Raw genomic sequence first — 14,396 nt, 5'->3', positions numbered from 1 at the left:
TTCAGTGAATTATTTTTTTAAATATGGCTAAAAATACCAGCAAAAAGTGGCTTTGGATCTTAAGTATATTAAGTATCTTGCTTTTGATAACAGGGCTTTGGGCTAAAAAACAAGGTTGGATTGGCAAAAAAATACTGACTAAAATCAGTGTAGAAACGGCTTCGCAGCGAACTATCATAGAAACAGTATCGGCGAGCGGCAAAATTTATCCTGAAATAGAAGTAAAAATTTCGCCTGATGTGTCGGGCGAAATTGTGGACTTGCTGATAGAAGAAGGCGACTCGGTGGCAGCAGGACAACTATTGGCGCGTGTGAAACCCGATATGTACAACAGTATGGTGGAGCAGGCACAGGCTACCGTCAATTCTTCGCAAGCCAATGCCTCGAACGCCGCCGCCCGTATCAAGCAGTTGGAAATACAAAAAGCACAGCAGGAGCGCGACCTCAAACGCCTCCAACAACTCTACGATGATCAGGTTATTGCGCGCACCGAACTGCAAACCGCCGAAACCGCTTTGCTCGCCACGCAAGCTGAAATAGAAGCCTCGAAAGATTTGGTGTCGGCGGCACGCTACAACACCGCCGGAGCCAGTGCCAACTTAAAAGAAGCAAAAAATAACCTGAGCAAAACCAATATTTACGCACCTATGTCGGGGATTATTTCGCGCTTAGATGTAGAAAAAGGGGAACGCGTGGTGGGTACTTCACAATTTCAGGGTACTGAGATGATGCGTATCGCCAATTTTAAAGTGATGGAAGTACGCGTAGATGTGAGCGAAAACGACATCGTGAAAGTAAAACTCGGCGATACCGCTATTGTAGAAGTAGATGCTTATATGAGTAAAAAATTCAAAGGTATCGTTACACAAATTATGAACGCTAATGCTTCTACGGCGGCGGCGGCGGCGGTTGCTTCCACTACCGATCAGGTTACTAACTACACCGTAAAAATACGGCTGATGAAAGACACTTATCAGGAATTGATGAATAAGGAATCTTCTTTTCCGTTTCGTCCGGGTATGTCGGCATCTGCCAAAATACAAACCAAAACACTGCGCAATATTCTCACTGTGCCTATTCAGAGCGTAGCCACCCGCGAAATAACAGACTCGTTGAAACAGCAACACTCAACAACAACACCCAACAAAGCAGATAATGAAGAGGATATGTTGGAGGTGGTATTTGTACATGACAACGGCAAAGTGTATCAGCGCGAAGTGAGCATCGGAATTCAGGACGAGCAATATATAGAAGTGCGGCAGGGGCTAAAAGCCGGAGAACAAGTTGTATCGGCTCCGTATAGTGCCATTACCAAAACCCTCAAAGACAGCACCGCTGTAGAAGTGGTAAAAAAAGAAGACCTCTTTAAAACAGGAGATGAAAATAAGGACGAAATAAAAGATGTGCCTGAATAAAAAGATGTTTTAATATTAGACTTCTTTCAAAAGTACTTTTAATTGGTATCTAAATAAAAATAATTATATTTCATAGCAGGTGCGTGATTATTAACAGACACTATCTCCGGCAGTGTTAATAATTGGTTGATAATATTGTATTTTTGCAAAAAAAAGAAAAATCATATAATAAGTCAAAACCTACCAGTGGCATGAATATAGTGAAAAATGGCAAAAATGTAAGTGATACACAACACTGTAAGTGCAAAGATTGTGATTAGCCATATAACTGTGTATAATTGGTTAAAAAAGAAGCCCAAGTATTCGCACCATTTAAAAACACAGTGCAAGCAGGTACTGTATTGAAAGTAGATGAGCGATATTTTTTTTATATACTATTAAAAATCGATTTTTTATAAAAAATAGTGACGCTTTCTTTAAACTTTTATCTTAATAAAGCATCTTACATAAGATTTCTTTCGTTTTCTTTAAAAAACGATATTTTTTAAAACGTATTCAATTTATAAAGCTATATTTTAAAAATCATTAAACAAATGAAAAAATTATTCTTTTTGTGTTTTTTCCTGATAATAGGTGCTGTAGCTGTACAAGCTCAAGAGAAAAAAACCTCTTTTTATGAAACCGACGAAGGCGAAATTATAGAAACCGCCAAACCTATTTTTAAATTCAATGAAGAAACTTTTAATTTCGGCGAACTAAAAGAAGGAGACCCTTACACGCACGAGTTTTTATTTACGAATATCGGTAATGAACCTTTGATTATCACCGATGTAAAAGCGAGTTGCGGCTGCACCACTCCCGACTGGACTAAAGAAGCAATTCCGGCGGGCGGCACAGGCATTATCAAAGCTACTTATAATACAAAAGGTCGCCCGGGCAAATTTACCAAAGCTATCACTGTCACTTCTAATGCCATCACGCCTACAAAACGCCTCTTTATTGAAGGAGATGTGATAACAGAACCGACAGCTCCCGCCGAACAAGCTCCTGTTGTGCCGGTAGTAGAACCCGAACACAAATAATTTTTTATAAAAGATATTTTTCCCGACCACCCGTTGAGCAATACCGCTCGGCGGGTGGTTTTTTTTGATATTGAAAACAGCATTTTTTATTAAATTTTTAATAGCCTCTCTCATAATTTGTTGTAGGTTTGCAGTCCGTTTATCGTTTTTTTTTGATAATGAATGAAAATAGTTTTATTACTCAACGGAAAAACAAGTGCCGCTTATTTGAGCGAAGGCATAGAAATGTACCGCCAACGCCTGCAACGCTACGGCTCTTTTGAAATACAGGTGCTGCCCGACATCAAAAATGCAAAAACTTTGTCGGTGGAAGAACTGAAACGCCGCGAAGATGCTCAAACCCTCGCAGCATTGGAAAGCACCGATTGGGTAGTTTTGTTAGATGAGCGCGGTGCGGCTTATAGTTCGGAGCAGTTTGCGGCGCAAATCCAAAAATTGCAGTTGCAGCGCATTAAACGCTTGTTTTTTGTGGTGGGCGGTGCGTATGGTTTCGGCGAAGCAATGTATCAGCGTGCCAACGGAAAAATTTCGCTGTCGGCAATGACATTTTCGCACCAACTAATCCGTCTGCTGTTTATGGAGCAGTTGTACCGCGCCTTCACTATTCTTAATAATGAGCCTTATCATCACGCATAAAAATTTTCAATATTTTATGAATAAAAAAAATATCCTTTTTGACATTTCATTAGACGAACAAAAAGTTCCTGAACAAATCGTGTGGAGTGCCTCCGACAGTCCGGTGGAAGAGCCACAATCCTGTGCCGCTATTTCCTTGGCGATGTGGGACGCTACCGCCAAAACTACGATGAAATTTGACTTGTGGACAAAGGAAATGACCGTAGAAGAAATGAATTTTTTTATATTTCAATCGCTATATACCTGCGCCGACACCTTAGAGCGCGCCACCGGCAACCGCGAAGAAGCCAACGCTTTGCGCCACTACGCCAAAGCCTTTGCCAAACGCACCAAAGTAGTAGAATAAAAAATCAAGGGCGGCGACTTTTAATTTCTTTTTTTGACAATTATTCGCCCCACTGATAGCAAGCCAAAAGGCGGTCAGCCCAATCGCCGCGCGCCCTATAATACACCAAAATCTGATATACGAAGCCTTGCTCATAAAAATCGGCTTCTAAAATGCCGTCTTTGCAGTCGGTATTGTCGCTATTGCACAGCACATAGCGATAATTGTACAAACCCTGCTTGAGCCACAGCGTAGCATTGTAGCACATTTCGCGGGTATTGTATTGCATTTGGTAGGGGCTCGTCAAACTCCAGTTGCTGAAAGCACCGCTTACATACACATTGCCATCGGCGACTTCGGGCGCGAAAAGTTTAAAATGTACGCGCCAATATTGAGCATCTTCAAAAGAAAGGTTTTCAAACAAACGCCCCGTTACAAATTTACCGTCCAAATCTTCGTAATAGGAATAAGCTTTGCGATAATCAATGGAATCGTTGGGCAACAGCAGATGTACGGTATCGGCGGCGGCGGCCAGTTCGCCGCGCGGCGGTGGAATCATGCGGGTATCCAAATACCTAAATTCTTTACCGCCGCCGAACAAAGAAGCCTCATTTAGCCAAAAATCCATAGTGTTGCGTGTAACAAAATTGGGTTGCAGATTGTATTGTGCATTATCCCACCTGCCATTTTGCAACATACATACTCTGGTGTTCAGTGTGGGGTCAAAAGGGAGCAAATCGTTAGGAAAAGCTACAGAAAAACGAACTTCGGGGCGCAAAGGAAAATGACGACTGATGGCGGTATTGATGCGTACATTTTGCACCGCCACCGCCGACTCATACACTACAAAACGCCGCGTGAGAATGGGTTGGTCTAAATGATAATTATCATATACAAACAGCACATAATTTCCTGAATATTTAAGTTGCATACCTTCATCTGGAAGGTGGGCTTCGTAGTGGATATATTTGGGAAAAGTACGAAAAGAGTAAGAAAACTGCCTGATTTCGCCTTCGGTAAAGCCTTCAAGATAGTCAAAAGTCTGGAGGGCGGAACGATTCCACTGTGCATCGCAATGATAAAAAGTGTAGGTGTAGCGATGTGGAGTTTCGCTGAGGTCGTCAAAAGAAAGCCACACCCCATCTTCGCTTCCCAAAGCAATGGCTGGAAAAGCAAAATAATCATTTTCGCCATGCAACCACACACTTTGAATGGTGCTGCTGTAATTGCGCTCCGAAGTATCAAAATCTTGCTGTGCTTGCAGCGAAAATGTTTTTATCATTATACCACCACTCAGCAATAATAAGCAGCACCCTATCCACCTCATTTTTAACCACCTCATAGCAATTTTGTGTATCATTCAACAAAAATATAGTTTTTGGGAATGTAAAGCAGACGTAATTTGAATAAAACAAAAAAAGATTTTTTGCCGCATCATAAAGAATGTAAGGCAAAAAATCTTTTACATCACGCAAAAAAAACAAGAGAATAAAAACGTAAACTAACACAGATTTCTTATCCCTGAAAACCAACTTTATCTATCAAATCTGCTTTCAAAAAAACAAGTGCAATATTTTTTTATTCAAAAAAATTACTCTAATTTAAATACAATCGGCAATACAAAGCGCACTGCTACGGCTCTGCCGCCTTGTTTGCCGGCTTTCCATGCGGGCATGGCACGCACCACGCGCAGGGCTTCCTCATCGCAGCCGCTACCAATGCCATTAATTACTTTTACATCGGTAATAGAGCCATTTTCGCGCACCACAAAACCGACAAATACTTTGCCCTGTTTTTCGTTTTCAACGGCGAGGCGCGGATATTTTAGGTTTTTTTGTAAAAAGCGGAACAGTGCTTCATTGCCGCCCACAAATTGCGGCAGTTCTTCGGAAAAGTCCAATATTTGCGGTGGTGGGTCTGCGGCGGGCGGCTCTACTACAGCAGTACCCGAAGCGTTGCCGGCGGGCAAAGGATTTTCAACACCGCTCGTTGCCGCTGTTCCGCTTTGGTCGCGGTTGGAAGGTGTAGCAGAAGCCAAAGCTCCTTGTGTCGGCGGAATTTCGGTAGATTGTGCGGGGTCGGATGTCGACTCCAGCTCTATAAATTTTTTGAGGTCGCTCGCTGTTTGCGGGACAACAACTGCCACAGCGTTTTGGAGCTGTGGTTTGGGTAGCGGCTGAGGCGGCTGCACTTTAAATTGAGGAATGGGTTGCAAATCCCACACTGTATCGGGCACTGCTGCTACCACCTCCGCTATATCTCTTTGTGAAATGCCATAGGCCGCACCGAGCAATAATCCGAACAAGCCCACCCCCGACGGCATAGCACGCAGCAAGTGGCGGAGATAGTGTTGGCGCAAATCGTAAGCACCAAAATCGCGGTTACGTCCTGCAAAAACGAGGTCGTCCAAACTAAAATTTTGATAATCTTTCATAATCTAAACAGTTTAAAAAATAATAAAATGTACTGCTTAGACGTATGCAGGCGGCTAAAATTGTAAAATTGTTAAAAACATCATTGAATTTTACAATATGATGACAAAGTCGTTTTTTATATAAAAAAATCAAAACATTTTACCGCCTTTGGGCACTGCACGCTCCGGCTGCAATAATACTACTTCGCCTGTTTCGTCGGGCAGCCCCAGCACCAACACTTCCGACATAAACTTACCGATTTGGCGCGGCGGAAAATTGACCACCGCCACCACTTGGCGATGCAAGAGGCTTTCGGGCGTATAGTGCTTGGTGATTTGTGCCGATGATTTTTTAATGCCTGTCGCCGCACCAAAATCTATCCACAACTGGTAGGCGGGTTTGCGGGCTTCGGGAAAAGGGCGCACTTCTATAATTTCGCCCACGCGAATATCCACCTGCTCAAAATCCGAAAAAGTAATGGTTGTCGTCATTTTTTTTGCTGTTCGTTGGTATTCTTTTCTATTTTGCGTTCAAACCACACCTGCGTTTCATCTTCCGAATTTCCGTTGTAATTGACCAATATTTCTTCGCCCTGTGCAATATCGCCGATAGCAATAAATTCAAGGAGGCGTTGTTCTACATGGCTCACATATTGCGCATTGGGCTGATAGGAGTGGTTGTAAAGCGAGCCGTAGCCGAGTGCAATGGCGGCATCTTGTTGAATATCGTCCCAAAGAAAATAATAATCGTACAAAGTAGTAGTGTCTAAGGCGGGGCGTTGTGAGCGTGGCACTATCAGCACCGGACACATTTCTATTGTGTCGCCCGCCGCAATAGGGTGTGCCGCAAAAACCCCGCGTCCGTGTTCGGGGGTTTCGGCTACAAATAGGTGCGGGCAATGTAAAGAGGGGGGAATGATGATTTTCAAACGAAAAATGATTTATTTTGTAGCTGTAAAAAAATAAAAGCACAATTTACTATCAAGTTTTGCATATTCGCAACATCATTCTTTTTTCAAAAATAAAAAATAAAAAAAATGGATATAGAAGCAATACGCAGCTATTGTATGGCAAAAAAAGGCAGCAGCGAAAGTTTTCCTTTTGATGAAAGCACTTTGGTGATAAAAGTAATGGATAAAATGTTTGCTCTTATTTCGTTGGACAGAACCCCTTTTTCTATGAATCTCAAATGCGAGCCGGAATATGCTTTGGAATTGCGCGACCGCTATAATTGGGTGCGCGAAGGTTATCACATGAACAAAAAACACTGGAATACCATTGACCTCGAAGCGGGCAATATACCCACAGCTTTGTTATATTCGCTCATTGACCACTCTTATAATTTGGTGGTGCAGAGCCTGCCCAAAAAAACACAAGCGGCTTTGTCGGAAATGGAGTAAAAAAAAATCTGCGTGAGAAAATAAAAAACGGGCAAAAAATTATTGTCTATACAATGATTTTTTGCCCGTTCGTATTGTTTCTCTTTCTTTTTTACAATTGACTCAAAGTGCTTTTTACTGCTTCAAAATTGGGCAAGTCGCCGGCACTTTCCAGCACTTCGGCATAGCGCAATACACCTTCGCTGTCTATCACAAAAGCGGAGCGGCGGGCAACACCTTTCATATTGAACACAAAATCTTCGTAGTATGCACCGTAGGCTTGGCATACTTCTCTGTTAAAATCCGACAATAAATCAAAATTGAGGTGCTGGTCTTTTTTGAATTTATCCAAAGTAAAAAGAGAATCTACCGAAACCGCCAAAATAACGGCACTCAGTTGCTCGTAGTCGGCGATGCTGTCGCGTAGGCTGCACAACTCGGCAGTGCATACCCCCGTAAATGCCAAAGGAAAAAACAAAAGCACTACATTTTTACCGCGAAAATCAGAAAGTTTTACTTCTTTTTTGTCTGTATTAAACAATGAAAAATCGGGAGCTGCTTGTCCAATTTGTAAAGGCATAATGATTTATTTTTTTTGTTAAATAGTATAAAAATATAAATATGTTTGAAAGGAGCTTACAAGTGGGTATTTTTTTTATTATTTTTCTTCTGTTGTTTTAAAAGTTGGCGGTGCTTTTGTTCCTCTTTTCCATAAGGACAATGCTTGCAGCCATTGCCACAACAATAGCCACGCTGCAAAAGGTAATGTGCCGTAAACACAAAAAGCCCCTGCTCGTTGATATAAAAATCAATGCCCTGCTTCAAAGCCGTCATGTTTTGCTAATAACAACAAAAAACGTAGGAGGTTCATAGATTTTTATTTAATCATCGTCGCCGTTATCAGTATTTTCGGTGTTCAAATCGCTCATCAGGTAGGCTTTTATGAAGGGGTTGAGTTCGCCGTTGAGTACGGCATCGGTATTGCCGGTTTGGTGTCCGGTGCGGTGGTCTTTCACGCGGCGGTCGTCGAGCACATAGCTGCGTATCTGCGAACCCCATTCTATTTTGCGCTTGCCACTCTCCAATTTCGCTTTCTCTTCATTTCGTTTTTTTATTTCTAACTCATACAACCTCGATTTAAGGGCTTTGAGCGCAATTTCACGGTTGCGTATTTGGGAGCGGTCTTCCTGACATTCTACCACAATACCTGTGGGAATATGCGTAAAGCGCACGGCACTTTCGGTACGGTTCACGTGCTGCCCGCCCGCGCCACTCGCCCTGAAAGTATCCACGCGCACATCGCCCATATTCAAATCTATCTGGATAGAATCGTCAACAAGAGGGTGCACAAATACCGAAGCAAAAGAGGTTTGCCGTTTTCCCTGTGCATTAAAGGGAGAAATACGCACCAAACGATGCACACCGTTTTCGCCTTTGAGATTGCCGTAAGCAAAGGCACCTTCAATGGTTAGGTTCACCGATTTATAGCCCGCCACGTCACCTGCCACCGTCCAGCCGGTGCGTACTTTGTAGCCATTTTTTTCGCCCCACATAATGTACATACGCATCAGCATATCCACCCAGTCGCAGGCTTCAGTGCCGCCGGCTCCGGCATTAATTTCAAGCTCGGCATCTAAAGCATCTTCTTCGGCATTGAGCGTAGAGCGAAACTCGGCATCTTCGCACATCGCCAAAGTATGCTGATATTGAGCCTCCACTTCCGCTTCATCGGCTTCGCCCTGTTCATAAAATTCATACAACACCTGCAAATCATCAAAAGTCTGTTGCAAATTTTGGTACAATGCCAGCCAGTACTGATGTGATTTGATTGTTTTTAGGGTATTTTGTGCTACTTGTGCTTGTTCCCAAAAATTGGGGGCTTGGGTAGTAACTTCGAGTTCTTCGAGGCGGTGTCGGCGGTTTTCTACGTCAAAGATACCTCCGTAAAGCATCGAGTCGCTCTTGCAGCGGTTGGAGTTGCTCGGCTATCATAGACCTGTATGCAGGTTTTATTTTCTATGTTTAAAGTGATAAAATGAAAAAGTCCGCCCTGTACAAAAAGGCGACACTTGCTGTCGGGGGCAAAGATAAGCGATATAAATTCAATTATTTATAACCAATACGATAAACATAGTCGCAAATTTTTATTTTTATGAACATCTATGCTTTTTCGGGCTTTTTATAAGTGCGTATTTTGTCCAATAAAATATTGAGTTGTGCGGCTTCTTCCAAAGTAAGTGCCGACGCTAAGTTATCCAAGTCCTTATTTTTATGTTCCAATAATGCCATTAATGCCAAACCTTTTTCGTTGAGCAGCACATCTACAAAGCGGCGGTCGGTGGTATTAGGTGTTTTATTGAGCCACCCCTTTGCCAGCAAACGATCCACAATACGCGACACGTCCGACATTTTGTCGAGCATACGTTGTCGTATATCCTGAGTAGAAATGGGAGCAGGATAACTACCTTTTAAAATGCGTAATACATTGTATTGTTGAGGGGTAATACCATATTCATTTAAAATATTACGAATACCTTCTAACAGCCAGGGATAAGTATATAAAATATTTACCAATACGCGCTGCCATTCATTGCGTATCCTCTTGGATTGAATATCTTGATCAATAGACATAATACATATTTATTTTACAACTATACACAGTGATGTGTATCAAATTAATAAGCAAAAAAGCCTCCGGAAGTTTTTATCTTCCGAAGGCTTAAAGAAAATATATTAATTTGAGATTGGGTGCTTTAGTATTGTAATATTTTAGACAAATATTTATTTTTTTTGAAATTCTATGGGTAAAGTGATGCGTACTTCGTCACCTACCACCATACTGCCCGCTTCTGTGAGGCTGTTCCAACGCAAATTATAGTCAAAACGGCGAATAGTGGCACTTGCTTTAAAACCAGCTTTGATATTGCCCCAAGGGTCTTTAACAGTACCGCCATATTGTACATCAAAAGTTACGGGTTTGGTGACATCTTTAATCGTCAGGTCTCCGCTCAGAGCATATTGGTTGTTGCCCGTTTTTTTGAAAGAGGTGCTTTTAAAATACATGGTTGGGTATTTTGCAGCATCAAAAAAATCTTCACCTTTCAAATGCTCATCGCGCATGGTATTATCAGTATCAATGCTGCCTACTTCTACCGTAAAATCAACTTTTGCATCACTGAAATCGTTGTCACCTGCACTTTGCAGCGTGCCGTCGAATACTTTAAATTTGCCCTCAGTTTCAGAAATTACCAAATGTGATACGGCAAATTTTACACTTGAATGGCTTTTATCCAAAGACCACTGTGTGGTTTGTGCATTTATTATTACAGCAGGACACAAAACCATTAAAATAAAAAGAAAGTATTTCATATAATTTTTGATATTTTTTTCAGGTACAAATCTATAGCTAAAATTCAATGTTTAAACATTAATTTAAAAAATTTAACACATTTTAATACTCAAGTATATATAAGAACTAAATTTGGGTAAAAAAAACGGCAGAACTTCTTTGTTCTGCCGTAGTGATAACAAGCATGTGATGTGAGCTATATATGCTTTTTATTATTTGATAAAACAAATAATTGAGTGCGAATTTAAGACTTTTAAATGAATTTTTACAAAAAATCATTTAAAAAATTATTTTTATTTATTTCCAACGTTTGTATTGGTTGATGAGCGCATTGGTAGAGGCATCGTGGCTGTGTATCAAATGTTTGCTTTGCAATTCGGGCAAAATACGCGAAGCTAATTGTTTTCCTAACTCTACGCCCCATTGGTCGAAGCTATAGACATTCCAAATAATGCCCTGCACAAAAATTTTGTGTTCGTACAAAGCAATTAATGCGCCGAGTGTATGTGGCGTAATGCGTTTAATCAGCAATGAATTGGTCGGGCGGTTGCCTTTAAAGATTTTAAAAGGGGTCAAAAAATCAATTATCTGCTGCGAAGCCCCTGATTTTTTGAGTTCCTGCACTACTTCGCGGCGGCTCTTGCCGTTCATCAGTGCCTCTGTTTGTGCAAAAAAATTAGCCAATAATTTCGGGTGGTGGTCGCCCAGCGGATTATGGCTTTGGGCAGGAGCAATAAAATCGCAAGGAATGAGTTTAGTGCCTTGATGAATAAGTTGATAAAAAGCGTGCTGCCCGTTTGTACCCGGCTCGCCCCAAATAATACCCCCACTTTGATACAACAGGGATTTTCCGTTTCTGTCCACACTTTTACCGTTGCTTTCCATATCTCCTTGTTGAAAATAAGCCGCAAAACGATGTAAATATTGGTCATAAGGCAGAATAGCGTGACTTTCGGCGCGATAAAAATTATTGTACCATACTCCCAGCACCGCCATCAATACCGGAATATTGCCGTTTAAAGGTGCAGTACGAAAATGCTCATCGGCAGCAAAAGCTCCTTCTAACAATTGCTCAAAATGCTCAAAACCAATAGCACAGGCAATGGATAATCCTATCGCCGACCACAGCGAGTAGCGACCGCCCACCCAATCCCAAAAACGAAACATATTCTGCGTATCGATTCCGAAGCGGCTCACTTCTTTTTCGTTGGTAGAAATTGCCACAAAATGTTTCTTGATGTCGTTTTCTGAGCCGCCTTTTTCCAAAAACCACTGCCGTGCACTGTGTGCATTGGTCATTGTTTCCTGAGTAGTAAAGGTTTTAGACGCAATTAAAAAAAGTGTGCTTTCGGGCGGGCATTGTCGGAGTGTTTCGGCTAAGTGTGTTCCGTCAATATTAGATACAAAGTGTAATTGTAAATGCGGGTGCTGATAGGGTTTGAGAGCCTCTGTCACCATCACCGGTCCCAAATCAGAGCCGCCGATACCGATATTTACCAAATGTGTGATGTGTTTGCCGCTGTAGCCGCGCCAAGTACCGCCGGCAACCGCGTCCGAAAAACGGCGCATTTGCTCCAACACTTCGCGCACTTGCGGCATTACATCAGTGCCCTCGCTGAAAATGGGGACTTGGTTGCGGTTGCGCAAAGCTACATGCAATACGGCTCGCTGCTCGGTGGCGTTGATGGCTTCGCCGGCAAACATCGCCGCTATTGCTTTGGGTACTTCACATTCTTTTGCCAAATCCAGCAATAAATCAAGCGTTTCGGGGCGTATTAAATTTTTGGAAAAATCGAATAAAATATCATCGCCCAACCTGCAAGAAAAACGCTCAAAGCGTTGCGCATCTTGCGCGAAAGCGTTTTTCATAGAAAACCGCCGCATCAGACGATATTCTGCTTGTAACTTTTTCCAGGCATTGGTTTGGGTAGGGTTGTGATGAGGGAGCATATATTTTTTTCAGGGGGTTGAAAAGTAAATAAACTACATTGTTTTCAGTAATTCTTTTTTTGCAAAGAAAACACAAGAAAATCAACTTTTCAAACAAAAAAATATAAAAAAATACCTACCACGAGCCGCCGCCGCCGCCGCCAAAGCCGCCACCTGAAAAACCACCGCCACTGCCGCCGCTCCACGAGCCGCCACCCTTAGAAGGCGGTGTGCTGGAAAAAGCGTTTTCTATATTGCGCACGCCACCCTCAAATTTATCGGCAAAGTCGCCCATAGAAAAGCCGCCGCCGTGACCGAAATAGCGCGGTCCGTAGGCATTACCCACATACCAAGTGGGCGGCTCCAAGAGCAAGCCGTCAAATTTTTTGCCCCATTCTTTTGCATAGCCAAATACCAAAGCATAAGGAAGGGTTTTTTCAAAATAATTGGGATCATCTTTGAGCAAACGCTCTAAACGGTCTTTTTCGGCGGCTTTTACAAACATTCTGAAACCAAACAACTGCTGATACAAAGTATTGCCATGCATGGAACGGCGCAGCATCGGTTTTTTTATAAAAAAAGTGAGAATACCACAGAGTATAGCTGCTATTCCACCCGTTACAGAGCCTAAGAAAAAGATAATCAAAGCACCTGCTCCTATCATCGCCATAGCAATAAAAGGAATGAGTTCGGAAAGTTCGCTGGATTTGGGTGTATAATATTTTTGTGATTTTACATACGCCATCAAATTGCTCTGCGCACTGCTGAGTGTCGTGTAAAAATTGTTTTTTAAGCTATTGATAGATGTTCTGTTGCTCCGGCTGAATAACCCGTTGAACATAATTTGTTCGTATCGCGGCACAGAGGCGGGTAGGTCTTTTATTTTTTCCAATTCATAATCCAGACTATTGAACAATAAACTGCTTTTACCTACCTCGTACATTTTAATATATCCGTTGGCTGCCCAAAAAGGAATGAGCGCAATTAAATCGCGGTGGTCGTTGGTATCGTCAATGAGTACGCCGGCTTCGGCGGGCGGCAGTTCGGCGGGCGGATAAAATTCAACGGCTTGAATGATGGGTTCGTCTTTGCCGTGTTTTTGCCACAGGCGATATACAAAACCGCCAAAGCCCGCAACTATCAATAGCGGCAATGCCAAGAATCCGTATTTGCGCCATAGCAGCTCTAATTCGCTCGGACGATTGATATACGTTGTTGGTAGGCGAAGGGCGAGCGTGAGAGCTTCGTGCGGGGCGAGTGCCTGCGTAGTAGCACCGCGCAGCGCAGTGCCGTCAAACTCATAAGTGGCGTTTCGTTCGCGCACACCATAAGTGCCGGTATAAAGTCCGATGTCGCTGTCTTGCAGCGTAAGTGCTTCGGGTAATTCTACTAAAAAAGAAGCTTTTTTGATATAAGTTTCCCAGCCGTCTCCAATCAAATTCCAATAAAATTCGCTGTGTGCTTCGGCAAAAATAAAGGCGTGCCGCACCCGATAGCGGATAATATATCGTTGCGCTCCGTTGATATAGCGGTTCGGATTGCCGATACGGATAACATAGTTGCTGTTTTGTTGAGATACTTTAAAATCTTGCCCTTCCACTTCTATATTGTCAATACTAATGTCGTATCGCTCGCCGTTGAGGTTGTATTCGTAAGGAATATTGCGAAAAATACCGCGCCTTTGTTCGCTGAATGTCAAGTCAATGGTTTCCTGCACTTCAAAATAAGCCTCTTTGTGTACACGAATTACGACATCAAAATTATCAATAGTAAACGCTTCGGCGTGCAACGCAGTATCGTTGCTGATGCAAAAAAGCGCGGTCAGGAGTGATATAAAAAGCAGTTGGGCGAATTTCATGAGAAATTTGAATATAAAAAAAGAAGAAGGAAAGAGAAAAAAAGAACAGCGTTAAATGCTAAAAAAATAC

Annotated in this window: 16 protein-coding genes; 5 read left to right on the top strand and 11 right to left on the bottom strand. The window is 42.3% G+C overall.

The features are described from left to right. Positions 1-23 precede the first annotated feature (23 nt). The 4 genes from IPL35_03420 to gldC all read left to right on the top strand — a co-directional run bounded on the left by IPL35_03420 (position 24) and on the right by gldC (position 3,419). Entirely contained in the window at positions 24-1,415 is a 1,392-nt protein-coding gene (locus tag IPL35_03420) for an efflux RND transporter periplasmic adaptor subunit (GenBank protein ID MBK8442509.1), read from the top strand. Between the two features lie 533 nt (positions 1,416-1,948). Continuing rightward, complete coding sequence (locus IPL35_03415; GenBank protein ID MBK8442508.1) at positions 1,949-2,437, top strand: DUF1573 domain-containing protein; 489 nt, start codon at positions 1,949-1,951, stop codon at positions 2,435-2,437. Positions 2,438-2,599: 162 nt separating this feature from the next. Continuing rightward, positions 2,600-3,073 (top strand): 23S rRNA (pseudouridine(1915)-N(3))-methyltransferase RlmH, encoded by a 474-nt coding sequence (gene rlmH, locus IPL35_03410; GenBank protein MBK8442507.1) that lies wholly within the window; start codon positions 2,600-2,602, stop codon positions 3,071-3,073. 16 nt (positions 3,074-3,089) lie between these two features. Continuing rightward, a complete protein-coding gene (gene gldC, locus IPL35_03405; GenBank protein ID MBK8442506.1) occupies positions 3,090-3,419 on the top strand; it encodes a gliding motility protein GldC in 330 nt (109 codons plus the stop codon). 40 nt (positions 3,420-3,459) lie between these two features. Here the strand turns inward: gldC and IPL35_03400 are convergent, their stop codons facing one another. The 4 genes from IPL35_03400 to IPL35_03385 form a co-directional block, all read right to left on the bottom strand. Next, on the bottom strand, positions 3,460-4,758 hold the full coding sequence (locus tag IPL35_03400) for a DUF5103 domain-containing protein (GenBank protein MBK8442505.1): 1,299 nt from the start codon (positions 4,756-4,758) through the stop codon (positions 3,460-3,462). Between the two features lie 231 nt (positions 4,759-4,989). Next, positions 4,990-5,832 carry a TonB family protein gene (locus tag IPL35_03395; protein MBK8442504.1) on the bottom strand — a complete coding sequence of 281 codons (843 nt, stop codon included), beginning with the start codon at positions 5,830-5,832 and terminating at the stop codon, positions 4,990-4,992. Between the two features lie 129 nt (positions 5,833-5,961). Further along, the gene (locus IPL35_03390; protein ID MBK8442503.1) at positions 5,962-6,303 is read right to left on the bottom strand and encodes a tRNA-binding protein; all 342 of its coding nucleotides are present in this window, start codon (positions 6,301-6,303) and stop codon (positions 5,962-5,964) included. After that, positions 6,300-6,728: an SET domain-containing protein-lysine N-methyltransferase gene (locus IPL35_03385; GenBank protein ID MBK8442502.1), complete on the bottom strand. Its 429-nt coding sequence runs from the start codon at positions 6,726-6,728 to the stop codon at positions 6,300-6,302. Before IPL35_03385 ends, IPL35_03390 begins: the two co-directional genes overlap by 4 nt. A 120-nt stretch (positions 6,729-6,848) precedes the next feature. Between IPL35_03385 and IPL35_03380 the strand changes: the two genes are divergently transcribed. Then, positions 6,849-7,211 (top strand): MmcQ/YjbR family DNA-binding protein, encoded by a 363-nt coding sequence (locus IPL35_03380; protein MBK8442501.1) that lies wholly within the window; start codon positions 6,849-6,851, stop codon positions 7,209-7,211. A gap of 91 nt (positions 7,212-7,302) precedes the next feature. Here the strand turns inward: IPL35_03380 and IPL35_03375 are convergent, their stop codons facing one another. The 7 genes from IPL35_03375 to IPL35_03345 all read right to left on the bottom strand — a co-directional run bounded on the left by IPL35_03375 (position 7,303) and on the right by IPL35_03345 (position 14,326). Further along, entirely contained in the window at positions 7,303-7,770 is a 468-nt protein-coding gene (locus IPL35_03375) for a redoxin domain-containing protein (GenBank protein MBK8442500.1), read from the bottom strand. Between the two features lie 56 nt (positions 7,771-7,826). Beyond that, positions 7,827-8,024 (bottom strand): hypothetical protein, encoded by a 198-nt coding sequence (locus IPL35_03370; GenBank protein MBK8442499.1) that lies wholly within the window; start codon positions 8,022-8,024, stop codon positions 7,827-7,829. Between the two features lie 47 nt (positions 8,025-8,071). Next, positions 8,072-9,182, bottom strand: a protein-coding gene (prfB, locus tag IPL35_03365) for a peptide chain release factor 2 (GenBank protein ID MBK8442498.1) whose coding sequence is annotated in 2 segments (ribosomal slippage) — positions 8,072-9,133 and positions 9,135-9,182 — 1,110 coding nt in all. Because the reading frame shifts where the segments join, the coding sequence is not laid out codon by codon here. Positions 9,183-9,350: 168 nt separating this feature from the next. Continuing rightward, the gene (locus tag IPL35_03360) at positions 9,351-9,821 is read right to left on the bottom strand and encodes a MarR family transcriptional regulator (protein ID MBK8442497.1); all 471 of its coding nucleotides are present in this window, start codon (positions 9,819-9,821) and stop codon (positions 9,351-9,353) included. A gap of 150 nt (positions 9,822-9,971) precedes the next feature. Further along, the gene (locus IPL35_03355; GenBank protein ID MBK8442496.1) at positions 9,972-10,559 is read right to left on the bottom strand and encodes a YceI family protein; all 588 of its coding nucleotides are present in this window, start codon (positions 10,557-10,559) and stop codon (positions 9,972-9,974) included. A 277-nt stretch (positions 10,560-10,836) separates the two neighbouring features. Beyond that, positions 10,837-12,489, bottom strand: coding sequence for a glucose-6-phosphate isomerase (pgi, locus tag IPL35_03350; protein MBK8442495.1), 1,653 nt, complete (start codon positions 12,487-12,489; stop codon positions 10,837-10,839). Positions 12,490-12,604: 115 nt separating this feature from the next. After that, positions 12,605-14,326, bottom strand: coding sequence for a DUF2207 domain-containing protein (locus tag IPL35_03345; GenBank protein ID MBK8442494.1), 1,722 nt, complete (start codon positions 14,324-14,326; stop codon positions 12,605-12,607). Between the last annotated feature and the right edge of the window lie 70 nt (positions 14,327-14,396).

Source organism: Sphingobacteriales bacterium (assembly GCA_016711285.1).
In the GTDB taxonomy this organism is placed as follows: Bacteria; Bacteroidota; Bacteroidia; order Chitinophagales; family UBA2359; genus JADJTG01.
This window is presented reverse-complemented; position numbering and strand designations above follow the sequence as displayed.

What these genes read in the sequence shown, in the direction of transcription:
- IPL35_03355 (MBK8442496.1), bottom strand. Translation starts at nt 10,559, where the DNA reads ATGAAATACTTTCTTTTTATTTTAATGGTTTTGTGTCCTGCTGTAATA.
- pgi (MBK8442495.1), bottom strand. Translation starts at nt 12,489, where the DNA reads ATGCTCCCTCATCACAACCCTACCCAAACCAATGCCTGGAAAAAGTTA.
- IPL35_03415 (MBK8442508.1), top strand. Translation starts at nt 1,949, where the DNA reads ATGAAAAAATTATTCTTTTTGTGTTTTTTCCTGATAATAGGTGCTGTA.
- IPL35_03360 (MBK8442497.1), bottom strand. Translation starts at nt 9,821, where the DNA reads ATGTCTATTGATCAAGATATTCAATCCAAGAGGATACGCAATGAATGG.
- IPL35_03400 (MBK8442505.1), bottom strand. Translation starts at nt 4,758, where the DNA reads ATGATACACAAAATTGCTATGAGGTGGTTAAAAATGAGGTGGATAGGG.
- IPL35_03380 (MBK8442501.1), top strand. Translation starts at nt 6,849, where the DNA reads ATGGATATAGAAGCAATACGCAGCTATTGTATGGCAAAAAAAGGCAGC.
- gldC (MBK8442506.1), top strand. Translation starts at nt 3,090, where the DNA reads ATGAATAAAAAAAATATCCTTTTTGACATTTCATTAGACGAACAAAAA.
- IPL35_03390 (MBK8442503.1), bottom strand. Translation starts at nt 6,303, where the DNA reads ATGACGACAACCATTACTTTTTCGGATTTTGAGCAGGTGGATATTCGC.
- IPL35_03420 (MBK8442509.1), top strand. Translation starts at nt 24, where the DNA reads ATGGCTAAAAATACCAGCAAAAAGTGGCTTTGGATCTTAAGTATATTA.
- IPL35_03375 (MBK8442500.1), bottom strand. Translation starts at nt 7,770, where the DNA reads ATGCCTTTACAAATTGGACAAGCAGCTCCCGATTTTTCATTGTTTAAT.
- IPL35_03370 (MBK8442499.1), bottom strand. Translation starts at nt 8,024, where the DNA reads ATGACGGCTTTGAAGCAGGGCATTGATTTTTATATCAACGAGCAGGGG.
- rlmH (MBK8442507.1), top strand. Translation starts at nt 2,600, where the DNA reads ATGAAAATAGTTTTATTACTCAACGGAAAAACAAGTGCCGCTTATTTG.
- IPL35_03395 (MBK8442504.1), bottom strand. Translation starts at nt 5,832, where the DNA reads ATGAAAGATTATCAAAATTTTAGTTTGGACGACCTCGTTTTTGCAGGA.
- IPL35_03345 (MBK8442494.1), bottom strand. Translation starts at nt 14,326, where the DNA reads ATGAAATTCGCCCAACTGCTTTTTATATCACTCCTGACCGCGCTTTTT.